This window comes from Agrobacterium leguminum, from assembly GCF_005144435.2.
GTDB lineage: Bacteria > Pseudomonadota > Alphaproteobacteria > Rhizobiales > Rhizobiaceae > Agrobacterium > Agrobacterium leguminum.
Window position 1 is genome coordinate 1,884,355 of record NZ_CP120212.1, and the last position, 20,852, is coordinate 1,905,206.

The following is a 20,852-nucleotide window of genomic DNA, read 5'->3' on the forward strand; positions in this document are numbered from 1 at the left end:
CACAATACAGCACTATCACGGGCCGAAGAAGATCAAATGATATGAATCAACCAATTGTTTTTATTGACGATTATCAAGAAAATGGAGTGGCTGCGCCAAGCTTTTCGAGAAGCGGCGCATACCAGCGCGTATCCCTCACCAGCCGGAAACCCAGATTGTCCGGCGGCACGCCAACGGCGCAACCGCCGCTTTTCGGGTTTTTGACGAAGGCGCTCATCGCCGCCCGGTGTTTTCCCGAAGTGACGGGAATGCCGCAGGAGGCGACGCTATCGATCGCCTCGCCATCCTTGCCGAATGTCACGCGGTGGCTGCAGCTGGAGGTCCATTCCCAGACATTGCCGCCGAAATCGGCAAGGCCATATTCGTTTTCGCCGAAGCTGCCATAAGATTGCGGAACGGGGTTGCCCGAGGCCTTGCGGCTGGTCTGCCGCTCGTAATCCGCCAGCCAGCGCAAAGCGGGGTTTTCACTATCCGCAGCCACACCGAGCGTCTCATCCGGGAAAAGCGACCCGGCGGCAAAAGCAAGTTCGGCATCGCTTGGCAGGCGCCAGACAGCGCCTGTCCGTTCGCTCAGCCATGCCGCATAGGCGTGGGCGTCATCCTGGCTGATGCCGGTTGCCGGTATCGCGCCGCCGATCGGAGCGGCGAAGCCGGGTTCCGGCTGCTGACAGCCACCTTCCGCCACGCAGCGGGCATAATCCGCGCTCGACACCTGATATTTCATGATCGTCAGATTTTGCCGCATCGTCACGTCGACCATCGGCCCATCGACGGCATAACCATTGCGGAAATATTCGCCCTCCGCCCGATAGGTGAAATGTCCCGCGGGTACTGTAACGACCTGTGGAGCCATTATGGCCACGCGGTCATCAATGCCGCTGCGGATGATCCCGGACTGAAAACCGATGGCCGTTGCCAGCAGCGTGGCAAGCGAAAGCGGCAAAAGAAGCGAGACGGCATTTGGGAAATGGTTGTTGCCGGGAATGCCCATGGGAACCTGCCTGCGTCAAGAAGACGCCAAAGTTCGGACCTGCTTTCAGGCCGCATAGCAGAAGGGGGAGCGCGCCGCGACCGCTGGCGGCGGCGCGCTCCCGTTTGTGTCAGATGCTCGAGGGGGCGAGCACCGCCTGCATCAGGTTGTTGTTCCACTCACCCGTCACCTTGAAGTGGGCGGCCGCGCCCAGTTCGAAGGCTTCGATGAGGTTGTGGTTGACATAAGCATAGATGCCGGGCTGCTCGAAGGTATAGAAGGCCGCGCCCGCCGTACCGCCGGGAATGAACCAGGTTTCCTGGTCGAGATCCGGTGGGTTGCGGAACTTGCCCGTTGCCCAGACATAATCGCCATGGCCGCCGATGAGGTGCGGACGGGTATCACGGTTTGCCTGCGAATGGACGATCAGCACCTTCTCGCCAACGGCGGCCTGAAGGGCGTGTTCCCCCGTCAGGGCGCCGACTGCGCCGTTGAAGACGATGTGGCTCGGCGTCAGCTTGCGCATCACCTCCAGCGTGTCGGCCATGGCGTCGCCGGCGCTTTCATATTTCTTGAAATTGCCGTTCTCGTCGCGGGGAACGTAGAAGTCCTGCTCGCCGACATAATAGACCTTGTCATAAACAAGCTCCTTGCCGTGGCCGTCCGTCAGGCCCTCACGCGGTAGCACCATGATCGCGCCATTCATGCCCGAGGTGACATGCCACGGCACCATGCCGGGAGGTGCGCAGTGATAGACGAAGACGCCGGCCTTGGTGGCCTTGAACCGCAGGATCGCCTTTTCACCGGGGTTGACGATGGTGAGCCCGCCGCCGCCGAGCGCGCCGGTGGCCGAGTGGAAATCGATATTATGCTGCAGCTCATTGGTATCGGGGTTGATGAGGGTCAGTTCGACATAGTCGTCCTGGTGCACCACCATCAAGGGGCCGGGAACCGAGCCGTTGAAGGTCATGGCGTGGACCTCGGTGCCCTTGTCGTCGAGGATCATCTTCTGCTCTTTGATCGTCAGCGTGAACTCGACGATCTTCGGTCCGCCTTCGGCTTTCTGCGTGTGGGCGTGCACGAAGGGCGGCTTGACGAGATCAACCTTTGCGCGAGGCAGCGCTGCAATCTCCGCGCTCGTCAATGGCTTGGCTGCGGCCTTCTTTTCCTCTGCCGCGCTCGCTGCCGATGGCATGATGACGGGAGCTATAGCCCCTGCAAATGCTGCGCCTGCGAGAATATTACGCCGTGTGATGTGGAAGGTTTCCGTCATCATTTTTCTCCTATCCCTCTTGGGGCAGAGCATGTTTCGCTCTGTCACAGCATTTGTAGCGGAAGGGCGGAAATACAATTTGAGATGGAGCAAACTTCGCTTTTGGCACCCTGCGACATTTTGGCAGGCGGCTGAAGGCCGGTGTGGAAGCGTCGCACCGCCTCTTTGCCTGTTCGCAAAGAAGCCGGACGGGCTTGGGTCTAGACATATGTCAAGACCAAGCAAGGAGCATTATAATGAGTGGCAGCCAAACCGTTCTCACCCAAGGGCGCAGCCGGCCGAAGGGCGGCATTCCACGAGGGCTGGCGCGCACCGGCCCGGTTATCTTTTCTTACGGCTTCCGGCCGTTTTTCCTCGGCGGCGCCCTCTGGGCCATCGTGGCGATGGTGTTGTGGATCGCAGCCCTTTCCGGCTTCATCGACCTTGGCGGGGATTATGGCGCGCCGAACTGGCATGCCCATGAGATGCTGTTCGGTTTCGCCTCGGCGGTGCTGGCCGGTTTTCTTTTGACGGCCGTGCCGAACTGGACGGGGCGGCTGCCGGTGTCGGGCAAACCGCTGGTCTGGCTGTTTGCGCTCTGGTGCGCCGGCCGGCTTTTCCTGCTTGTGCCGGATAAGGTGGGCGTGGTCACCGCCGCAGCTGTTGACGGGCTTTTCCTGCCTGCGCTTCTCACGATCTGCGCGCGCGAGGTCATTGCCGGGCGCAAATGGAAGGACCTGAAGGTGCTGGGCGGGCTGCTGGCGCTTTCCGTCGCCAACATCGTATTCCACGTTGCAGCGATTGGGGGCGATCATAGCCAGATCGCGACCCGCCTTGCCGTCTCGGCCTATACCGTGCTCGTCATCATCGTCGGCGGCCGTATCGTGCCGAGTTTCACCCGCAACTGGCTGAACCGTTTCGGCCGCACGGATTTTCCCGTGCCTTATAATGGCTTCGATACTGCCGCCATCCTCACCGGAATCGCGGCGCTGGCCGTCTGGACGATAGAGCCCGAGAGCAGGGTGGTCGTGCCCACAGCACTTCTGGCGGCTTTCATGCACGCCGTGCGTCTGATCCGCTGGCGTGGCTGGACGACCTGGCCGGAGCAGGTGCTGGTGGTGCTGCATGTGGCCTATGCCTTCATTCCCGTCGGTTTCATTACCATGGCGCTGGCGGCGCTTGACGTGATGGACACGCGTTCCGTCCTGCATGTCTTCACCGTCGGCGTCATTGCCTGCATGATGCTTGCGGTGATGACGAGAGCGAGCCTTGGCCACACCGGACGCAAGCTCGCGGCCAGCAGGGTCACCATCGCCGCTTATGTGGCGCTGATCGCTTGTGCGCTGCTGAGACCGGCAGCCGAGTTCTTCCCCGGTGCGATGATGCATCTTTATGCCTGCTCGGCGATCCTCTGGATCGTGGGCTTCGGTCTCTTCTGCGTTGAATATGGACCGATCCTGATGCGCGAGCGCAAACCGTTGAAAGCCTAGAAGGCTTTCATTGCCACACCGCCAAAACGAAACGCCCCGGAAGCAATTTCCGGGGCGTTTCGTTATCTGGGATACCCGATGGCTTAATGCGCGCCCGCGCCGGCACGGATGAAGATGCGAAATGCCGTGCGCGCTTCGTCGAAATTGCCGGCCCATTGGTGGCCCCGGGCCAGAAGCTCGGGGTAAAGAAAGGTCGGCTCCTGCGGCATCAGCACGAAGATCACGGCGCCCGGCGGAAGGCGGTCGAGTGCGGCAAGCGTGCGGCTCGCCTGGCCTTCGGCCGTTTCGTCGCTGAGATCGAGATAGATGACCGGATCGGGCCATATCTGCGGCTCCTCGGCATTGCCCGCAAGCGCTGGCGAAACGGAAATCTGCTCGGCTTCAGTGGATTGCGGCGTGAACAGCACTTCCCAGTCGCCGCCGCCGATTTCCCTCACCTGATGGTCGAAACCGCGTTCGGCCATCACCTTGAACAGCGGGACGGGCCGGAAGGTGGCGTATAAGCGCAGCGCCTCACCGGGAGCAAGCCCGGCCACGGCTTCCATGATGGCCGGAAAGGGCTCGCCGCCGCTCAGCAAAAGCGGCCGGACATCGAGTTCCCTGATCATTTCCGTCATTGCATCACCTCATCTATCGGCTGGCGGCGGCAAAGGCCGGCCGCCAGAGGTCTTTTCACCATGCCGCTGGCGCTGAGGTCAATGCTCGGAACCGCAGCAGCATTCGCAGCCGGACATATCCTCGTCGGAACCTTCGGCCTGTTCTTCAAGCCGGCCGATATCGAGACGCCAGACTTCCGGACCCTGTTCGAGATATTCCCAGCCGAATTCACCGGGGAAATTGGTGGCGAGCTGGTAAAGCAGCGGACGGGGATCGTGATCGCTGGTGATCTGCAGCGATTGCCCCTGAGCCAATGCGCCGAGCGCGCCGAAAATGCGCGGGTGGCGTTCGCGATGCGGAATGATGCGCACATCGATATTGGTTGCGGTTTGGGCTTCGGACATAAGCTGGCTCCACGGCCGCGGATGAAACTATGTCCGGCGGTGCGGCCGGCCGGCGGACTGGAAAAACCTATCCACCGTGCCGTTGGGAGACATTGTCGCCGCGCAAACAAACCTGAGATTCGTCAGGTTCGTCTGCGCGACAATCAGCCGGCAAGGCTGCGATAGATTGCCGGCAACGCCGATGGCAGCTTGGCGATCCTGCTGACGATGGCATAACCGTTCTGGCCGAACATGGCCGGAATATAGGATTGCGCCTTGCTGTCGACGGTCACTCCGAAGACACTGACGCCCGAGCGCCGCGCCTCGGAAACCGCGCGGCGGCTGTCCTCGATGGCGAAGCGGCCTTCGTAGTGATCTACATCGTTCGGCTTGCCATCCGTCAGCAGCAGAAGCAGCTTGCGGCGCTCCGGCCTCTCATGCAGCTTGGCGCTGGCGTGGCGGATGGCGGGGCCGATGCGGGTGTAGAAGCCGGGCTTTAGCGCCGCGATGCGCCGTTCGACAGCGTGGCCCATCGGCTCATCGAAATCCTTCACCGTCTCCACCCGCACCCAGGAACGGCGGCGGGAGGTGAAGGTCAGGATGGAGTGACTGTCGCCGCAGGCGGAAAGGCCGTGGGCAAGCACCAGCAGGGCTTCCTTCTCCACATCGAGAACTCGGCGATTGTCGAACCAGGCATCGGTCGACAGCGATACGTCAACGAGGATCGTCACGGCAAGATCATGCGCCTGCGGGCGGCTGGCCATATGGATGCGGTCGCTGCCCTGTCCGCCGGCGGCGATATCGCTTCTGGCACGAACCACCGCGTCAAGATCGAGATCGTTGCCGTCAAGCTGGGCGCGCAGCATTTCGTGACGCGGTCTCAGCACCTCGAATTGCCGCCTGACCCGGCGGATGAGGCTTTTAGTGTCCGGGTCGGGTTCCGGCGCCGTCTCGGTATCCTTCGCCGGTCCGGCGATCACCCGGCAATGATGGGCGAGATAGGTGCCGCTGCGATAATCCCATTCGGGATAGGTGAGCTCCGCCGTCAGCGCGGTATGGTTCAGTGCTTCGGGCGGCAGGTCCAGATCGAAGCGGAAGCGGGCGGAAGGCCGTCCCTTCCTTTCACCCAGCGTCATGTCATCCAGCTCGTCGGCCGCACTGCCATCGGCATCGTCGCTGTCGTCGCCCGGCCGGTCGACATCGACCATCTCAGCCATGGCGAGGATTTTTTCGAAACGGTTGAGGATGAAGGGGCTGCGTTCCGTCTGCCGGTTCTCCGTCTTTTCGCGCACGGCGATATGACGGGCGGCCTCCGCCCCCTGCAGCGCGGCGCTCGCGGCCGGCTGGTCCTCGCTTTGCCGGGCTTCGGAGGTTTCGCGCAGCAGCGTGTCTGGCCACAGCGGCACCGGCAGCATCGGCAGGTAGCGTGGCGGTGCTTTTTCCGGAAGACCGGCGGGCGGCGGATAGCCTTCGATCCCTGCCGCATCGGCCAGCATGGAAAGCACCCGTTGTTCTACCTGCTGTTCCACCTGTGGCAACGGCCGTTTCTGCCGTATGGCAAGCATGGCGGCGCATAGCCGGCGATAACGGGCCTTCATGCCGGGAAAAGCATGGGTTACGGCCTCTGCCAGTTCTGCGGCGCGGTCGAGCCGGGCAAGATCGTTGCGCAGCGGATCGGCGGCCACGACCGGCTCAAGCGGCATCATCGCCATGGCGGCGGCGAGCCAGAGATAAAGATCGCGATTGAGGTGGCGGTCGGGAAATAGATCGAGCACCGGCGGCAGCATCAGCGTGGCGTGATCGCGTCCGGGCTGGGCAAGTTTTTCTTCGCCAAGGCCCATGCGCTGGCGCAGCCTCAGCCGGTGTGTGGAGGTGCGGGCGCGGGCCGGGGCGATCTGCACCGCATGTTCACCGCCAAAACCCCGGAAACAGATGGCCAGTACAGCCTGCATATCCTCCAGTTTCACGGCATGATCCGGGAAGCGCAGCCATGTGCCGGTTTCGCCGATCAGCCTGTGCCAGGCGCGGCCGACGGTTTCTTCCAGTTCCAGAAAGTCCAGCATGGTTTATCCTCACCGCCTATCGGATGATCGCATCCGCCACTTCATGCAGCGCGGATTTCACATCCGGCTCGTCGGTCAGCGGTTCGATCATCGCCGCGCGCACGGCCTGGCGGGCGGGAAGGCCGGTATCGATGAGGCTGGCGCAATAAACGAGCAGGCGGGTGGAAACGCCTTCTTCCAGATCGTGGCCTTTCAGACCGCGCAGCCGGTGGGCGAGATCGACGAGTGGCTCGACATCGCGCGCATCCAGCCCGCTTTCATGCGAAACGACGGCGATTTCCTGCTCCTTGGGCAGAAAGTCGAATTCGATGGCGACGAAGCGCTGGCGGGTGCTGGGTTTCAGGCTCTTTAAAAGGTTCTGGTAGCCGGGATTGTAGGACACGACGAGCATGAAGCCGGAGGGCGCTTCCAGCACTTCGCCGGTGCGCTCCAGCGGCAGGATGCGACGGTCATCGGTGAGCGGATGCAGCACGACAGCCACATCCTTGCGCGCTTCCACAATCTCATCGAGGTAACATATGCCGCCCTGGCGCACGGATCGCGTCAGCGGGCCGTCCATCCACACGGTTTCGCCGCCTTTCAGCAGGTAACGGCCGGTCAGATCAGCGGCAGCAAGATCGTCGTGGCACGAAATGGTAGAAAGCGGCAGGCCAAGTTTCGCCGCCATATGGCTGACGAAACGGGTCTTGCCGCAACCTGTCGGGCCTTTCAGCAGAAGCGGCAATTGCCGCACCCAGGCGCTTTCGAACAGCGTGCATTCATTGCCGAGCGGGGTGTAGAACGGCGTGTCCGGCAAAGGCTGCGGCGCGGGGCGGAAAATCGTATTCATGGTCATCTCCATGGTTGGTGGTAAGGAACCGGCTCTCCGGGGGAAAAGGAGAGCCGGTCCGTTTCTCATTCGGCGGGCTGCACGAGGCGGGCGACGTCACCCTGTTTCTGCTTGCCCGGCACCAGGACTGCCCAGATGAACATGATTGCCGAAATGAGAACTGCGAAACCGGAGCCGAGGCGGATCCAGTAGAAGATCGCCAGCTGGTCCTGCACATCCATGAAGCTTTCGCCCATGACCCGCTGAAGCTGGATCTGCACCACGCCGGCGAAGGTCAGCGCGAAGGTCATCACCGACATGGCCGTGCACATGACCCAGAAGCTCGTCATCGAGAGCCACTGGTTGTAGGGCGCGCGTTTCTTCATTTCCGGCACGGCATAGGCCATCATGGCAAGGTTCAGCATCACATAGGCGCCGAAGAAGGCGAGGTGCCCGTGGGCGGCAGTGAGCTGCGTGCCGTGGCTGTAATAGTTCACCGAAGACAGTGTGTGCAGGAAACCCCAGACGCCGGCGCCGAAGAAGGCCATGACAGAGCAGCCGATCGACCAGAGCAATGCCGCGCGGTTCTCATGCTTGCGGCCGGCCTTCCAGGTCATGACGAAGGTGAAGATGACCATGGTGAAGAAGGGGGCCACTTCCAGCGTCGAGAACAGCGAGCCGATCCACTGCCAGTAACCCGGTGCGCCGATCCAGTAATAGTGGTGGCCGGTGCCGAGGATGCCCGAGAACAGGGCGAGGCCGACGATGACATAGAGCCATTTTTCCACCACTTCGCGGTCGATGCCGTTGAGCTTGATCATCAGGAAGGCGAGGATCGAGGCCATGATCAGTTCCCACACACCTTCCACCCAAAGATGGATGACGTACCACCAGTACATCTTGTCGAGCGCGAGGTTCATGGGGTTGTAGAAGGCGAAGAGGAAGAAGATCGCCAGACCCCAGAGGCCGAAGAGCAGGATGTTTATGACGGTGGTCTTGCGGCCCTTCAGCGCCGTCATGGTGATGTTGAACAGGAACATCAAAACGACAAGCACGATGCCGACCTTGATGGCGAAGGGCTGCTCGAGGAATTCGCGGCCCTCGTGGATGCGGAACATATATCCGACCACGGCGACGGCGGCGGCCACCAGGAAGATCCAGAACTGCGCGATGGCGAGTTTGGGGCTGTAAAGCTCGGTTTCCGTTTCTTCCGGCAGAAGATAGAAGGTCGAGCCCATGAAGCCCATCAGCAGCCATACCACAAGGGCATTGGTGTGGATCATGCGCACGATGTTGAAGGGCAGAAGCTCGGAAAGCGTATTGGGCAGCACGTAGATCGTCGCGGCGACGACGCCGAACAGGATCTGCGCCACGAACAGCCCGATTGCGCCGTAAAAATACAGCATGGCGACTTTTTGCGTCTGGTATTTCATCTCGTCATCTCCTTGCCGTCAACCTCAACCCGCATCGTTCGGCGGCCAGTTCTGCGTCTTGATCCGGCTCGTCCATTCAAGGAAATCGACGAGATCATCGAGTTCCTGTTCGGTGAGATTGAACTGCGGCATCTGGCGGCGACCTTCGATGCCGGTGGGCTGGGCGGCCATCCAGGCCTTGATGGAATCGCGCGCCGTCTCCTTGTCTTCCACGCCGCCATAGCGCTTCCAGACATTGCCGAGTTCGGGCGCGAAATAGGCGCCTTCGCCGAGCAGCGTGTGACAGTTGATGCAGGAGTTTTTCTCCCACACGTGCTTGCCGCGCGCGACGCTTTCGGTCAGCGTGCTTTCATCCGTCGAGGTGGTGCGCATGTAATAATGGCTATGGGCCGTCAGCCCGACGAATATGGCGAAGAAGAAGATGGAGCCGCCGTAAAAGACGTTTCGCGCTCCTGTTTTGGTCAGGCGTTCTGCCATGCCAATGGTCCTTTCCATCCGGAAGACCGCTTATGCGGACTGGCTTGATCGAACCCTCTTGCCGGAATTTGCCGGCAGGCTTCGGGTCTCGCCCCTTTCTAGCCGCTGGCCGCCGGCGTTCTTTGCCATTTGGCAAACAAGTGGAGAGGTGGTGTGGTCCGCTTTTTCAGAGCGACAAAATGCCCTGCAGGAACGCCCGCAACAGGGCTGCGGCGGCAAAGATGGCCGGCCATGCCAGAAGTGCTGTGCGCAGCAGGCCATGCTCTTCGCGAAAGCCCAGAAAATCGTCGATGACGCGTCTGGATTTCAGGAGCGCGAAAAGCAGCATCAGGCAGGCGGCGGCGACCGGCGGCAGAAGCGCCGCTTTCCACGATGTCACGACGGCCGTACCGGCGAGAACGAAAATGGCGAGTGCTGCAAAACTTCTCGCAAGCTGGCGGGAGGTGCGGTGGATCATGATGTCAAACCAGATAAATAACGGGAAAAATGACGATCCAGACCAGATCAATGACATGCCATAGCGTCGTCACCAGCGTGACGTTCTCGTTTTTCGGGAAGACTGCGACGAGAAACAGCAACACGGCCACGAAGACGACATGCAGCAGGTGGAAGCCGGTGAGCAGGAAATAAAGCTCGAAGAAAGCGCCATAGGCTGGATCGGACGCGAAGGCGATTTCGGTGGAATATTCATGGAGCTTCACACCGGCGAAAGCGAAACCCAGCAGGCCGGCAAGGACAAGCGCCCGCTTTTTGCCCGCCAGCGCCGTGTAGCGGCTGGCTGCGACGGCCGCCTGCCAGCCGCTTGCCAGCAAAATCAGGGTGTTGAAGCCGGCAAGCTGCGGCTGCAGATGCTGGCGGGCGGCGGCGAAGGCCTCGGGATTGAGGGCGAAGGCGATGATGAAGGCGCCGGTCAAAGCACCGAAGGCGGCAAGTTCGCTCCAGACCAGAATCCACAGGAGCAGATTTCCGCTTTCCTCTTCCGTATTTGTCGCCATGGCCTTGTCCGTAATTGTAAAACAGCAAGCCACGCTTAGGCGTCCTCAAACCCCGCTTCTTTGCGGTCGGTCAAAGAAGGGAGCGCGCAAAGTCCTATTGTCATGACAAAGCGCAACTCTGGAAAATGGAGCTCCCCATGAACGACGCACAGGTCGGGCTGATTGTCGCAACCCCTGTTATCATTGGCTTTGCGGTGCTGTTGTACCGTATGGGAGTGTTGCAGCGCATGGGCGCGGTTTCCGCTGTGCTTGCCTCCGTGGCCATTGCTTCGGTGCTGTTCCTGAACCAGTGAGAAGACAGTCGCATGCTTGAACTTGTCGCCGCTCTTTCGCTTTTCGTGGCGCTGCATTCCATTCCCGCCGTACCTGCCGTGCGCGGCCGGCTGATCGCGGCCATCGGCAGGCCTGCCTATTTCGGGGCTTATTCCGTCGTCTCGCTTCTGACGCTGGGCTGGGTATTTTATGCCGCGCTGTCGGTCGATTATATTCCGCTCTGGGATGTCGCGCCCTGGCAGGCGCATGTCACGTTTCTCGCTGCCCCAATTGGCCTGTTTTTCGTGCTGGCAGGCCTCTTCAGCGTCAATCCGCTCTCCATTTCCGTGCGGCAGGGGCAGGAGCCCGGGGCAATCGTGCGCATTACCCGCCATCCTGTCCTTGTCGGTTTCCTGTTCTGGTCGCTTGGCCATGTCGTGCCGAATGGCGACCTGCGCTCCGTCATCCTGTTCGGCGGCTTTGCACTGTTTTCGATGGGCGGAATGGCCATGACCGAAAAACGTGCGCGGAAAAGACTGGGTAATGCGTGGAACTTGGCGGCTGCCGGAAGCGCTGTGGTTCCCTTCGCAGCGATCCTTTCCGGCAAAACCCGCATCGCCGTGGATGGGCCGATGCTGCTTGCCGCGGCGCTGACGGGGTTGACGGTGTGGTGGCTGCTGGCCGGCGGCCATGCCATGCTTTTCGGCGCGGACCCCATGGCCTATCTCTGATCGCTTAGCGCGCCTTCACCATATGCGGCTGCCATATCGGCGCCTGTGGCGCGGAAGCGATGCCGAGCTGATCGATGGCGCGGGCGGCGAATTGGTCGACAATATCGTCGACGCTTTGCGGCCTGTTGTAAAAGGCCGGCACTGGCGGCATGACGATGGCGCCAGCCTCCGCCACCGTGCACATGTTGCGCAGATGGATGAGATGCAGCGGCGTCTCGCGCGTCATCAGCACAAGTTTCCGGCGCTCCTTCAGATGCACATCGGCGGCGCGGGTGAGGAGATTGTCCGAAAGCCCGGTTGCAATGGCCGCGAGCGTCCGCATGGAGCAGGGGGCGACGATCATGCCGGCCGTCGGGAAAGAGCCGCTGGCAATCGCCGCGCCGATATCGTCGATGGCATGATTGACGCTGGCGAGCGAAAACATCCGCCCTATGGCTTGCGCCCCTTCCTCATGCAACACGGTGCGTCTGGCGGATTGCGACAGGACGAGATGGATTTCGACGCTTTTCATCCCGGCAAGGCGTTCGATGATACGCAGGGCGATGCCGGCACCCGAGGCGCCGGTGACGCCGACCACGACGCGGCACGGTGTCATGGCCGTTCTCCAAGGCCGAGATCGCGCCACATCAGATCCACTTTTGCGATCACGTCAGGCGTCATGGATAGCACGCGGCCCCATTCGCGCTCCGTCTCCGGCGGTAGCTTGCGGGTGGCGTCCAGCCCCATCTTGCCGCCGAGACCGGCTTTAGGAGAGGCGAAGTCGAGATAATCGATGGGCGTATCGTTTATGATCATCGTATCGCGCGAGGCGTCGAAGCGGGTGGAGAGCGCCCAGATGACATCCGCCCAGTTGCGCACATCAATGTCGGGATCGACCAGAATGATGAGCTTCACATAGCTGAACTGCGGCAGCATCGACCAGAGGCCCATCATCACCCGCTTTGCCTGTCCCGGGTAACGCTTGTCGATGGATGCGACCATGACGCGGTAGGAACAGGCCTCCGGCGGCATCCACAGATCGACGATTTCCGCAAACTGCTTTTTCACGAGCGGCAGAAAAATCTCAAGCATGGCTTCGCCCAGAACCGAAGGCTCATCCGGCGGCCGGCCGGTATAGGTGGAAAGATAGATCGGATCGCGACGCATGGTGATTGCCGAGAGCGTCATGATCGGGAAGGATTCGACCGAATTATAATAGCCGGTGTGGTCGCCATAGGGGCCTTCGAGTGCCGTTTCCGTTGCAGATATGGTACCTTCCAGCACGATTTCGGCATTGGCTGGCACCGGCATCGGCACGGTCAAGGCTCTGGCAATGCGGCTTTTCAAGCCGCGCAGCAGGCCGGAGAAGCCAAGCTCGCTGATATGGTCGGGAAGCGGCATCACGGCGGCGAGAATGGTGGCAGGATCGGCCCCAATGGCGACGGTAACGGGCATATCCAGCCCGCGCGCCCGCCACAACCGGTGGTGATGCGCGCCGCCGCGATGCGCCAGCCAGCGCATGATCACCCTGTCCGGGCCAAGCACCTGCATGCGGTAGATGCCGACATTGATATCGTCGGGATCGTCAGGCGAACGGGTGATGACCAGCGGCCAGGTGATGAGCGGGGCCGGCTCGCCCGGCCAGCACCATTGCACCGGCAGGCAGGCAAGATCGACCGCATCACCCGTCAGTACCTTTTCCTGCACCTGCGCGCGCGAGACGTTGCGTGGCCGCATGGATAGTGCGGCCTTCAGCAAAGGCAGCTTACCCCATGCCTCTGCCATGGATTTCGGCGGCTGCGGCTCGCGCAATTCGGCGAGCTTTTGTCCAAGTGCAGGCAGGCCGCCGGTTTCCAGCCTGAGCCCCCATTCGATGCGCTGCCGCGCGCCGAACAGATTGGCAAGTAGCGGTATCTCCCGCACCTTGCCCTCATGGTCGACAGGTCGCTCGAACAGCAGCGCCGGCCCGCCATCGGCGAGCACGCGGCGGTGGATTTCAGTGATTTCGTGCACCAGCGATACCGGCTGGCGGATTCGCCGCAGCTGCCCGCGCTCTTCCAGCAGCCGGATGAAACCGCGCAGATCGGCGATGCGGATGGGTCTCGTTTCTGTTACTTCGTTTCTCATGCCGCCTGTTTGCAGGCGCCAGTGCGGCATGTCCTTGCGCTGCCGCAAATGCGGCTCAGTGCGAACGAAGATAGTCGGCGAGAACCAGGGCGTGGTTGTGTTCGGTATCGTGGGCGGCATAAAGCAGCGTGACCCGGCCCTTCGCCATCAGCTCCTTCATGTGCGCCACGGCATCGGGATTGGCGGAAAGCTCCTCATGATAATGCCGGGTGAATTCCTCAAAGCGAGACGGCATATGGGAGAAGTTCTTGCGCAATTCGTTGCTGGGCGCGATTTCCTTCATCCACAGGGAAAGCTTTGCGTTTTCCTTGCTCATGCCGCGCGGCCACAGCCTGTCCACCAGAATGCGCGCGCCGTCATCGTCGCTGGCGGGTTCGTAAATCCGTTTGACCCTTAAATCGGACACGGGTGACCTCCTTCGCTTGGCAAGTGAATGATTTATAGCGGCTTTTGTGAAGGTGCACCCGAAAATTTCTCTGTCTTTGCGTTCGCTCAAACCGCCATCCTCGCGCTGCGGTTAGGTTGCCGCCCGCAACTGAGCCGACAGGACCTTTCATGAGACCTTTTCCCGCCGCCATCGCCCGCCCCATGAATTTTCTGCCCATTGCCGTGGTGCAGCGAGCGACGGCGGCGATGCTGGCGCAGATCATGAAGCGGCATCCGGATATGTTCGTCCGGCTCGGCGAACATCGTGGCAAGCGCTACGCCTTTCTGCCCGTCGATCTCCCCTTCGCCTTCATGGTCGAGCCGGCAGGTCCCGCCATCACCGTCAGCCGCAAGGCCCGCTTGCCGAAGGCGGACGCGGCGGTCGAGGGACCGCTTTTCATGCTGCTTGCGCTGATGGAGGGGCGGCAGGATGCCGATGCGCTGTTTTTTTCGCGTGACCTGAGCGTGACGGGTGACATGGAGGCGATGCTGGCACTGCGCAATGCGGTTGACGATAGCGGCATCGACCTGCCGCGTGATCTCGGTGCATTTGCCGGGCCTTTCGCGCCAGTGGTAACGAGTCTCGCGAACCGCCTGCGCGGCCATGTTCTATCCGAAACGCGGGGAGGTGAGGCATGGAACTGATCTGTCCTGCGGGAACGCCTGCCGCCTTCCGCGAGGCCGTGGATGCCGGGGCGGATGCGGTCTATTGCGGGTTTCGGGATGAAACCAATGCCCGCAATTTCCCCGGCCTTAATTTTTCCCGCGAGGAACTTGCCGAGGCCATCGTTTACGCGAAAAGGCGCGGCGTGCAGACCTTCGTGGCGCTCAATACCTTCATGCGCGCCGGCATGAGGATATCTGGTATCGCGGCGCGGCCGATGCCGTGAAGGCGGGGGCGGACGCGCTTATCCTTGCCGATTTCGGCCTGATGGCGCATGTGGCGGAACATCATCCGCAGCAGCGCATCCACGTCTCCGTGCAGGCCTCCGCCTCCAATGCGGACGCGGTGAATTTCCTCGTCGATGCCTTCGGCGCGAAACGCGTGGTGCTGCCGCGCACCCTGACTATCCCCGACATCGCCCGGCTGGCGCGGCAAATCCGCTGCGAGATCGAAATCTTCGTGTTCGGCGGTCTCTGCGTCATGGCGGAGGGGCGCTGCTCGCTATCCTCCTACGCCACAGGCAAGTCACCCAACATGAACGGCGTCTGCTCGCCGGCAAGCCACGTCCGCTACCGGCAGGACGGGCAGGCGCTGGTGTCGGAACTTGGCGATTATACCATCAACCGTTTTCCGGCCGGCGAGGCGGCGGGTTACCCGACGCTGTGCAAGGGCCGTTTCGAGATTGCCGATGACAGGTCCTATGCATTCGAAGATCCGGTGTCGCTTGACGTGATGGACCAGATCGATGCCTTGCGCGAGGCGGGGGTCAGCGCGCTGAAGATCGAGGGCCGCCAGCGCGGCAAGGCCTATGTGGCGGAAGTGGTTTCCACCCTGCACCGGGCGCTTGCCGCCGGTGCTGAGGAGCGCGGCAGACTGCTTTCCCGCCTCCGGCTCCTGAGCGAAGGCCAGCGCACCACCGTCGGTGCTTATGAGAAACGCTGGAGATGACGGCGATGGCAAAACCCGCAAAAGCCACATTGGCGCTCGGCCCGGTCCTCTATCTCTGGCAGGGCGAGAAATGGCGCGATTTCTATTTCCGTATCGCCGATGAAGCGCCCGTCAGCCATGTCTATCTCGGTGAAACCGTCTGCTCCAAACGGTTTCATTTCACCGAGCCGCATCTGGCAGAGGTGATCGAGCGGCTGGAGAGTGCGGGGAAACAGGTGATCCTCTCGACGCTTTCACTGGTGACGCTGGAGCGGGAAAGCCGCCACCTGCGCGGCCTGATCGCCGATAGTCCCTATCCGGTCGAGGCGAACGATCTTTCCGCGCTCGGCATGTTGCACGGCACGCCGCATGTCGTCGGCCCGATGGTGAATGTCTATAATGCCGCGACCGCGCGGTTGCTGTCGTCTCGCGGCGCGAGCGCCATATGCCTGCCGCCGGAACTGCCGATGACCTCGGTGGAGCGCATCGTGGCGGAGACGCCTGATGTGGACTTCGAAATCTTCGCCTTCGGCCGCCTGCCGCTCGCCATTTCGGCGCGCTGCGCCCATGCCCGCGCCAAGGGCAATATCAAGGATAATTGCCAGTTCGTCTGCGGCGACGATCCGGATGGATTGCCGGTACGCACGCTCGACCGGCAGTCGTTTCTGGCGCTGAACGGCGTACAGACGGTGTCGCATACCTGCCAGTCGCTGCTTGGCGAATTGCAGGATCTGGCCGCCGCCGGCATTTCCCGCTTTCGGCTGTCGCCGCAGGACTGCGACATGGTTGCGGTGGCGCAAATCCATGACGATGTTCTGGCCGGCAGGCGGGAGGCGGAGGACGGTCTTGCACGTCTCGGGCAAATCTATCCGGACGTGCCCTTTTCCAATGGTTTTCACCACGGGCAGGAAGGGGCGGTCTGGATCGCCCGCGCCCGCAACACGGCGCATGGGGTGAATGCATGACGACGAACGGGCAAAGTGAGCAAATGCTGCCCGCAGCGACGCCGGGCGGAGCGGATATCGCGGCGGCAATCCATCTGGTGCGCGACATTGTCTTGCAGAGCGCGCTTGATTGCGGCTGCCGCGACAGGGTGCACGAGGCGCTGCGCGAACTCGAGGATTTTGAGCGCCAGCGCAATATCGTCAAGCTTCTGGCCGCCGCCCGCGAGGAGCGTCGCAAGATCGCGCTCCTGACCGAGATGCTCTGCGATTTTGCCGAAGACGACACGGTGGATCAAGGCGTGGTTGAAACCGCAAGCCTGATGTTTCTCGATATCGCCGCCGCCGCTCAGGAGGGCTCGCGGCTCCTGCGGGACGCGCTCTCACTCAAGAAGGGCGAATAATCCCTGTTTTCGGCTCTGTTTGATCCTGCGCAAAGAGCGGGCGCTTGCAAAATGTCATTTCCGGGTTGGTGACGCGCCGGGACCGAAAAACGGTCTGAGCGGGCGTCACGCGCATCAGGGCGCTTCCGGCGCGAAAGGATCAGGACCATGGCCCATCTCACCCGTCGTCAGGCTCTTTCTGCCCTTTCGGGATTGACGGTCGCGACACTTGCCGCACCGCATGTTGCGAAGGCGGAAACGCCGCTCACCTTTTATGGCCCTCCGGCCGCGCCCTCCGCCGTGCTGGCCCATGCGGTAAAGGGCGGGTTCCTGAAGGATGTCGCACCCGGAGCAGTCTTCAAAGCCTGGAAAACGCCGGATGAAATGCGCGCCGCCGTCGCCTCCGGCTCCATGGGGGCGGTGGTGATGCCGAGCTACGGCGTCGCCAATCTCCATAATCGCGGTCTCGGCCTCGGGCTGTTGAACGTATTGACCACGGGCCTGCTCTATATCGTTTCGAAAGACGGGACGTTGAACTCCCTGCAGAGCCTTTCCGGCAAGACCCTCGCTTTGCCGTTCAAGAACGACATGCCCGATTTTGTGCTGCGCCGCCTAGTTGCCGAAAACGGCCTGAAGCCCGGCGACATCAAGCTGGAATATGCCGCTTCGCCGCCGGAAGCCGTGCAATTGCTGCTGACGGGACGGGTGGATGCCGCCCTGTTGAGCGAGCCGGCCGCGACCGCCGTGCTCATCAAGGCGAAGTCGTTTTTCATGACCGTCCATCGCACCATCGATATTCAGCGGGAATGGGCGAAGGTGGCCGGCAAGGCTGAAATTCCGCAGGCTGGCCTCGCCTTGACATCGCCGGTCCAGCAAAAACTCGGCAGGGCCGGCATCGAGGCTTTGCAGGACGCCATGGAGACGGCGCTTGCCAGCGCCATGGCCGATCCGAAGACGGCGGCTGATGCGGCCGCTGATGCCTTGGGTTTCCCGCCGGAAATCATCGCCGCTTCCTTTCCGACAAGTCATCTGTGCGCCCTTAAGGCGAGCGCTGCGCGCGCCGATCTCGAGGCGTTTTACGATGAGCTTGCCAGGGCCGACCCGGCAATTATCGGCGGCCGGCGGCCGGATGACGGGTTTTATCTGGTGTAGCAGGCATGAACCGCATTCTCGAAAGTCTTGGCTGGATGGGCCGCTATCTCTGGGCGGGCTGGGCCGGGCTTTCAGGCATTTTCTGTTTTCTCGCCGCCTGGCAGGCCGGGCATGAGATTTATGGCTCCTTCATCCTGCCTTCGCCGGGAGAGACCTTCGCGGCAATGGGGCTTCTGGCGGCGCGGCCGGATTTCTTCGCCATCCTGTCGCAGAGCGCCGTCAGGGCCCTGACCGGTTTCGCCATCGCCGCCGGCATCGGCACGGTGGCGGGCGTGCTGGCGGGTTATTCGTTCGCGGCCATGCGGTTGATGAAGCCTGTCGTCACCGTTCTGCTCGGCGTGCCGCCCATCGGCTGGATCGTCCTTGCGCTCATCTGGTTCGGCTCGTCGGGGGGCACGGCTGTCATGACCGTCATCATCGCCTCGGCTCCCGTGTCTTTCGCCGGTGCGCTGGAAGGTGTCGCCAAGCGGGACCGTCAGCTGGAGGTGATGGCGCAGGCCTTCGGCGCTCCGTGGTTTTACCGGCTGCGCACTGTCACCATGCCGCATGTGCTCTCCTACCTTTTCCCGGCCTGGACGACGACGGCGGGAAGCGCGTGGAAAGTAACCGTCATGGCCGAGCTCCTTTCGAATTCCGGCGGCATTGGCGGCGAACTGGCCACCGCACGCGCGCTGTTCGACATCGCACAGGTCAGCGCCTGGCTCACCATCACCGTCGCGCTGGCGCTGCTGACCGATTACGGCCTGCTGCATCTGCTGCGCGAGGCGCTGGAACGCTGGCGCGCCGCCGGGTTGCCATGGGGTGTCAAACGATGAGCGACCGTTCCATCCTGCGCTTCGAACATGTCGGCCATGCCTTTCTCGGTCGCAGCCTGTTCGAGAATTTCGATCTCGGCATAGCGTCGGGGGAAACCGTGGCGCTGCTTGGCCCCTCCGGCAGCGGCAAGACGACGATTTTGCAGATCGCGGCTGGTATCATCGATCCTGTTCGCGGCCGCGTGCACCGCCATTATCGCCGGCAGGGGCTGGTGTTTCAGGAGCCGAGGCTGCTGCCGTGGATGACGCTTATCGACAACATCGCCTACGGCCTTGCGGCGGCAGGCATGCCGAAACGGGAGCGGCGCGAAAGGGCGGGCCTTTTTGCGCTGGAGGTCGGTCTGGAGACGGCGGATTTTGGCAAATATCCGGTGGAACTCTCTGGCGGCATGCGCCAGCGCGCCGGCGTGGCGCGGGCGCTCGCCGTGGAACCGGACATGCTGTTTCTGGATGAGCCCTTCAGCGCCGTCGATGTCGGCCTGCGCCGTCATTTGCAGGAGCTTCTGGTGGGCGCCGCTCGTCGGCGCGGTTTTTCCACCCTTCTCGTCACCCATGATCTTCATGAGGCGTTGCTGGTTGCCGACAGGCTGATCGTGCTCTCCGGCGTCGATGGCCGAGTCATTGCCGCGCATAAGCCCGCAGGTTCGCCGGGCCGGCGCATGGCGCGTGCGGTTTTCGACGAAGCGGAACGCCTGTCCGGGAGCCCGGCCTTCGCCGAACTGTTTTCAGCAAAGGAGCGGGTGCGATGAGGCAACTCCCCATCCTTTCCGAAGCCCTGCGGCTGTTTTTCCCTCTGGCCGCCCTGCATGGCGCAGGCTGGCCCTTCCTGTGGATCGTCATCGGTGGTTATGCCCTGCCTTTCGCCGATGCAGTGCCTGCATCGCAATGGCACGCCCATGAAATGATCTTCGGCACCTATGGCATGGCGCTTGCCGGTTTTCTTGGCTCGGCGGTGCCGGAATGGACGGATACGAAGCCGGTGCAGGGACGAACGCTGCTTCATCTCGCCGGTCTCTGGCTGCCGGGCCGCCTTATCGGCTTTCTCGGGATGGAGGCAGGGAGCCTGTTTGCCGGGTTTTTCGATCTCGCCTTTCTGCTCGCGCTCTCGATTCTCATCGGCAGGGCGATGCTGGCGCGGCGCACGATGATACACCTGGCGTTCCTTATCTGGCTTCTTCTGTTTACGGCGGCTGAAGCGGGTGTGCGTTATGCCTGGTGGAGCGGCGATCTCGAACTTGCATCCCGCTTTCTGGAAGCGGCGCTGTGCATTTTCACCGTGCTGTTTTCACTTTCCGCCGCGCGTATCAATGTGGTCGTCATCAATCTGGCGCTCGATCCGGGCGGCGAGACCACACGTTACCGGCCGCATCCCGGCCGCCAGCATATGGCAGGCGCCATGGTGACGCTTTACATGGCGGCGAAACTTTTCTTTCCGCAAAGCGATGTCTGCGCCTGGCTTTCGCTTGCGGCCGGTGCCGCCTTTTTCGACCGGCTGGCGGAATGGTTCATCGGGCGCGCCGTCTTCAAGACCGAGGTGCTGTTGCTTGGCCTCGGCAACGCCTTTGCAGGCGCGGGTTTTCTGGCGCTCGGCGCGACACGGCTCGGTTTTCCCGTCACGCCCGCCGCAGGGCTGCATCTGCTGTCGGTCGGGGCGCTGGGATGCGCCATCATGGCCGTCTTCATCATTGCCGGGCTGCGACATACGGGCCGCAATCTGACGCATCTGCCACGGCAGGCGCATGCGGCCGCCCTTCTGATGGTGATGGCCGGTCTGGTCCGCATCCTGCCGGAATTCGATTTTGCCGCAACATTATCACCCTATCACCATGGCCTCAGCGCCGTTTTGTGGGCGGCGAGCTTCGGGGTCTGGTTGCAGGGCTTCCTGCCTTTCATGCGCGCGCCTGGCATCGATGAGGCGGGGGCATGCGGATGAGCGAGACCTTGTCCAGCCGCGGCGACATCACTGTTCCGGCGAATTTGTTTATTT

At 62.1% G+C, this 20,852-nt stretch carries 23 protein-coding genes and 1 pseudogene; 11 read left to right on the top strand and 13 right to left on the bottom strand.

Features of this window, described 5'->3' with window-relative positions; all coding sequences use genetic code 11:
- Window positions 1–73: 73 nt before the first annotated feature.
- Together CFBP4996_RS23175 and nirK are read right to left on the bottom strand one after the other, a co-directional pair.
- Window positions 74–991, bottom strand: a complete 918-nt coding sequence (locus tag CFBP4996_RS23175; RefSeq protein ID WP_080853644.1) for an SUMF1/EgtB/PvdO family nonheme iron enzyme — start codon at window positions 989–991, stop codon at window positions 74–76.
- 109 nt (window positions 992–1,100) lie between these two features.
- Window positions 1,101–2,243 (bottom strand): copper-containing nitrite reductase, encoded by a 1,143-nt coding sequence (gene nirK / locus CFBP4996_RS23180; RefSeq protein ID WP_080853643.1) that lies wholly within the window; start codon window positions 2,241–2,243, stop codon window positions 1,101–1,103.
- A gap of 236 nt (window positions 2,244–2,479) precedes the next feature.
- Here nirK and CFBP4996_RS23185 point away from each other — a divergent pair, with 236 nt between their 5' ends.
- Window positions 2,480–3,712, top strand: coding sequence for an NnrS family protein (locus CFBP4996_RS23185; RefSeq protein WP_080853642.1), 1,233 nt, complete (start codon window positions 2,480–2,482; stop codon window positions 3,710–3,712).
- 83 nt (window positions 3,713–3,795) lie between these two features.
- Here CFBP4996_RS23185 and CFBP4996_RS23190 read toward each other — a convergent pair whose 3' ends face one another.
- The 8 genes from CFBP4996_RS23190 to CFBP4996_RS23225 form a co-directional block, all read right to left on the bottom strand.
- Window positions 3,796–4,329, bottom strand: coding sequence for a DUF2249 domain-containing protein (locus tag CFBP4996_RS23190; RefSeq protein WP_080853641.1), 534 nt, complete (start codon window positions 4,327–4,329; stop codon window positions 3,796–3,798).
- A 78-nt stretch (window positions 4,330–4,407) separates the two neighbouring features.
- The gene (locus tag CFBP4996_RS23195; protein ID WP_080853640.1) at window positions 4,408–4,713 is read right to left on the bottom strand and encodes a DUF2249 domain-containing protein; all 306 of its coding nucleotides are present in this window, start codon (window positions 4,711–4,713) and stop codon (window positions 4,408–4,410) included.
- A gap of 143 nt (window positions 4,714–4,856) precedes the next feature.
- On the bottom strand, window positions 4,857–6,755 hold the full coding sequence (locus CFBP4996_RS23200; RefSeq protein WP_080853639.1) for a nitric oxide reductase activation protein NorD: 1,899 nt from the start codon (window positions 6,753–6,755) through the stop codon (window positions 4,857–4,859).
- 16 nt (window positions 6,756–6,771) lie between these two features.
- Window positions 6,772–7,584: a CbbQ/NirQ/NorQ/GpvN family protein gene (locus tag CFBP4996_RS23205; RefSeq protein ID WP_080854802.1), complete on the bottom strand. Its 813-nt coding sequence runs from the start codon at window positions 7,582–7,584 to the stop codon at window positions 6,772–6,774.
- Between the two features lie 65 nt (window positions 7,585–7,649).
- Window positions 7,650–8,996 carry a nitric-oxide reductase large subunit gene (locus CFBP4996_RS23210; protein WP_020811069.1) on the bottom strand — a complete coding sequence of 449 codons (1,347 nt, stop codon included), beginning with the start codon at window positions 8,994–8,996 and terminating at the stop codon, window positions 7,650–7,652.
- Window positions 8,997–9,020: 24 nt separating this feature from the next.
- On the bottom strand, window positions 9,021–9,473 hold the full coding sequence (locus CFBP4996_RS23215; protein ID WP_046800955.1) for a c-type cytochrome: 453 nt from the start codon (window positions 9,471–9,473) through the stop codon (window positions 9,021–9,023).
- A gap of 166 nt (window positions 9,474–9,639) precedes the next feature.
- Complete coding sequence (locus tag CFBP4996_RS23220; RefSeq protein ID WP_080853638.1) at window positions 9,640–9,930, bottom strand: hypothetical protein; 291 nt, start codon at window positions 9,928–9,930, stop codon at window positions 9,640–9,642.
- Between the two features lie 4 nt (window positions 9,931–9,934).
- Complete coding sequence (locus CFBP4996_RS23225) at window positions 9,935–10,468, bottom strand: cytochrome c oxidase subunit 3 (RefSeq protein WP_080853637.1); 534 nt, start codon at window positions 10,466–10,468, stop codon at window positions 9,935–9,937.
- A gap of 137 nt (window positions 10,469–10,605) precedes the next feature.
- On the opposite strand from CFBP4996_RS23225, the gene CFBP4996_RS23230 reads away from it, so the two are divergent.
- Both CFBP4996_RS23230 and CFBP4996_RS23235 read left to right on the top strand, forming a co-directional pair.
- The gene (locus CFBP4996_RS23230; protein WP_003504656.1) at window positions 10,606–10,761 is read left to right on the top strand and encodes a hypothetical protein; all 156 of its coding nucleotides are present in this window, start codon (window positions 10,606–10,608) and stop codon (window positions 10,759–10,761) included.
- A gap of 12 nt (window positions 10,762–10,773) precedes the next feature.
- A complete protein-coding gene (locus CFBP4996_RS23235) occupies window positions 10,774–11,451 on the top strand; it encodes an NnrU family protein (RefSeq protein ID WP_080853636.1) in 678 nt (225 codons plus the stop codon).
- Between the two features lie 4 nt (window positions 11,452–11,455).
- On the opposite strand, the gene CFBP4996_RS23240 is transcribed toward CFBP4996_RS23235, so the two are convergent.
- The 3 genes from CFBP4996_RS23240 to CFBP4996_RS23250 are packed head-to-tail and all read right to left on the bottom strand — an operon-like array spanning window position 11,456 to window position 13,963.
- Window positions 11,456–12,046: a UbiX family flavin prenyltransferase gene (locus CFBP4996_RS23240; protein WP_080853635.1), complete on the bottom strand. Its 591-nt coding sequence runs from the start codon at window positions 12,044–12,046 to the stop codon at window positions 11,456–11,458.
- Window positions 12,043–13,557, bottom strand: coding sequence for a UbiD family decarboxylase (locus CFBP4996_RS23245; RefSeq protein ID WP_162936030.1), 1,515 nt, complete (start codon window positions 13,555–13,557; stop codon window positions 12,043–12,045). The genes CFBP4996_RS23240 and CFBP4996_RS23245 overlap by 4 nt, the downstream gene beginning before the upstream one ends.
- A 55-nt stretch (window positions 13,558–13,612) precedes the next feature.
- On the bottom strand, window positions 13,613–13,963 hold the full coding sequence (locus CFBP4996_RS23250; RefSeq protein WP_003520958.1) for a DUF488 domain-containing protein: 351 nt from the start codon (window positions 13,961–13,963) through the stop codon (window positions 13,613–13,615).
- A 149-nt stretch (window positions 13,964–14,112) separates the two neighbouring features.
- Between CFBP4996_RS23250 and ubiT the strand changes: the two genes are divergently transcribed.
- The 8 genes and pseudogenes from ubiT (at window position 14,113) to CFBP4996_RS23290 (ending at window position 20,798) form a co-directional block, all read left to right on the top strand.
- Entirely contained in the window at window positions 14,113–14,628 is a 516-nt protein-coding gene (gene ubiT, locus CFBP4996_RS23255; RefSeq protein ID WP_031234044.1) for a ubiquinone anaerobic biosynthesis accessory factor UbiT, read from the top strand.
- Window positions 14,619–15,595 (top strand): annotated as a pseudogene (gene ubiU, locus CFBP4996_RS23260) (ubiquinone anaerobic biosynthesis protein UbiU). Before ubiT ends, ubiU begins: the two are co-directional and overlap by 10 nt.
- Window positions 15,596–15,600: 5 nt before the next feature.
- Window positions 15,601–16,539 carry a ubiquinone anaerobic biosynthesis protein UbiV gene (gene ubiV / locus CFBP4996_RS23265; RefSeq protein WP_080854800.1) on the top strand — a complete coding sequence of 313 codons (939 nt, stop codon included), beginning with the start codon at window positions 15,601–15,603 and terminating at the stop codon, window positions 16,537–16,539.
- Complete coding sequence (locus CFBP4996_RS23270) at window positions 16,536–16,919, top strand: hypothetical protein (protein ID WP_080853633.1); 384 nt, start codon at window positions 16,536–16,538, stop codon at window positions 16,917–16,919. Before ubiV ends, CFBP4996_RS23270 begins: the two co-directional genes overlap by 4 nt.
- 147 nt (window positions 16,920–17,066) lie before the next feature.
- Complete coding sequence (locus CFBP4996_RS23275) at window positions 17,067–18,050, top strand: ABC transporter substrate-binding protein (RefSeq protein ID WP_080853632.1); 984 nt, start codon at window positions 17,067–17,069, stop codon at window positions 18,048–18,050.
- Between the two features lie 5 nt (window positions 18,051–18,055).
- Window positions 18,056–18,865, top strand: coding sequence for an ABC transporter permease (locus CFBP4996_RS23280; protein ID WP_078053275.1), 810 nt, complete (start codon window positions 18,056–18,058; stop codon window positions 18,863–18,865).
- A complete protein-coding gene (locus CFBP4996_RS23285; protein ID WP_080853631.1) occupies window positions 18,862–19,614 on the top strand; it encodes an ATP-binding cassette domain-containing protein in 753 nt (250 codons plus the stop codon). Before CFBP4996_RS23280 ends, CFBP4996_RS23285 begins: the two co-directional genes overlap by 4 nt.
- Window positions 19,611–20,798, top strand: coding sequence for an NnrS family protein (locus CFBP4996_RS23290; RefSeq protein ID WP_137396294.1), 1,188 nt, complete (start codon window positions 19,611–19,613; stop codon window positions 20,796–20,798). Before CFBP4996_RS23285 ends, CFBP4996_RS23290 begins: the two co-directional genes overlap by 4 nt.
- The last annotated feature ends 54 nt before the right edge of the window (window positions 20,799–20,852 follow it).

Bases quoted from the DNA above. Each gene is read 5' to 3' on its own strand.
- CFBP4996_RS23175 (WP_080853644.1), bottom strand. From the start codon at position 991: ATGGGCATTCCCGGCAACAACCATTTCCCAAATGCCGTCTCGCTTCTT.
- nirK (WP_080853643.1), bottom strand. From the start codon at position 2,243: ATGACGGAAACCTTCCACATCACACGGCGTAATATTCTCGCAGGCGCA.
- CFBP4996_RS23185 (WP_080853642.1), top strand. From the start codon at position 2,480: ATGAGTGGCAGCCAAACCGTTCTCACCCAAGGGCGCAGCCGGCCGAAG.
- CFBP4996_RS23190 (WP_080853641.1), bottom strand. From the start codon at position 4,329: ATGACGGAAATGATCAGGGAACTCGATGTCCGGCCGCTTTTGCTGAGC.
- CFBP4996_RS23195 (WP_080853640.1), bottom strand. From the start codon at position 4,713: ATGTCCGAAGCCCAAACCGCAACCAATATCGATGTGCGCATCATTCCG.
- CFBP4996_RS23200 (WP_080853639.1), bottom strand. From the start codon at position 6,755: ATGCTGGACTTTCTGGAACTGGAAGAAACCGTCGGCCGCGCCTGGCAC.
- CFBP4996_RS23205 (WP_080854802.1), bottom strand. From the start codon at position 7,584: ATGAATACGATTTTCCGCCCCGCGCCGCAGCCTTTGCCGGACACGCCG.
- CFBP4996_RS23210 (WP_020811069.1), bottom strand. From the start codon at position 8,996: ATGAAATACCAGACGCAAAAAGTCGCCATGCTGTATTTTTACGGCGCA.
- CFBP4996_RS23215 (WP_046800955.1), bottom strand. From the start codon at position 9,473: ATGGCAGAACGCCTGACCAAAACAGGAGCGCGAAACGTCTTTTACGGC.
- CFBP4996_RS23220 (WP_080853638.1), bottom strand. From the start codon at position 9,930: ATGATCCACCGCACCTCCCGCCAGCTTGCGAGAAGTTTTGCAGCACTC.
- CFBP4996_RS23225 (WP_080853637.1), bottom strand. From the start codon at position 10,468: ATGGCGACAAATACGGAAGAGGAAAGCGGAAATCTGCTCCTGTGGATT.
- CFBP4996_RS23230 (WP_003504656.1), top strand. From the start codon at position 10,606: ATGAACGACGCACAGGTCGGGCTGATTGTCGCAACCCCTGTTATCATT.
- CFBP4996_RS23235 (WP_080853636.1), top strand. From the start codon at position 10,774: ATGCTTGAACTTGTCGCCGCTCTTTCGCTTTTCGTGGCGCTGCATTCC.
- CFBP4996_RS23240 (WP_080853635.1), bottom strand. From the start codon at position 12,046: ATGACACCGTGCCGCGTCGTGGTCGGCGTCACCGGCGCCTCGGGTGCC.
- CFBP4996_RS23245 (WP_162936030.1), bottom strand. From the start codon at position 13,557: ATGAGAAACGAAGTAACAGAAACGAGACCCATCCGCATCGCCGATCTG.
- ubiT (WP_031234044.1), top strand. From the start codon at position 14,113: ATGAGACCTTTTCCCGCCGCCATCGCCCGCCCCATGAATTTTCTGCCC.
- ubiV (WP_080854800.1), top strand. From the start codon at position 15,601: ATGGCAAAACCCGCAAAAGCCACATTGGCGCTCGGCCCGGTCCTCTAT.
- CFBP4996_RS23270 (WP_080853633.1), top strand. From the start codon at position 16,536: ATGACGACGAACGGGCAAAGTGAGCAAATGCTGCCCGCAGCGACGCCG.
- CFBP4996_RS23275 (WP_080853632.1), top strand. From the start codon at position 17,067: ATGGCCCATCTCACCCGTCGTCAGGCTCTTTCTGCCCTTTCGGGATTG.
- CFBP4996_RS23280 (WP_078053275.1), top strand. From the start codon at position 18,056: ATGAACCGCATTCTCGAAAGTCTTGGCTGGATGGGCCGCTATCTCTGG.
- CFBP4996_RS23285 (WP_080853631.1), top strand. From the start codon at position 18,862: ATGAGCGACCGTTCCATCCTGCGCTTCGAACATGTCGGCCATGCCTTT.
- CFBP4996_RS23290 (WP_137396294.1), top strand. From the start codon at position 19,611: ATGAGGCAACTCCCCATCCTTTCCGAAGCCCTGCGGCTGTTTTTCCCT.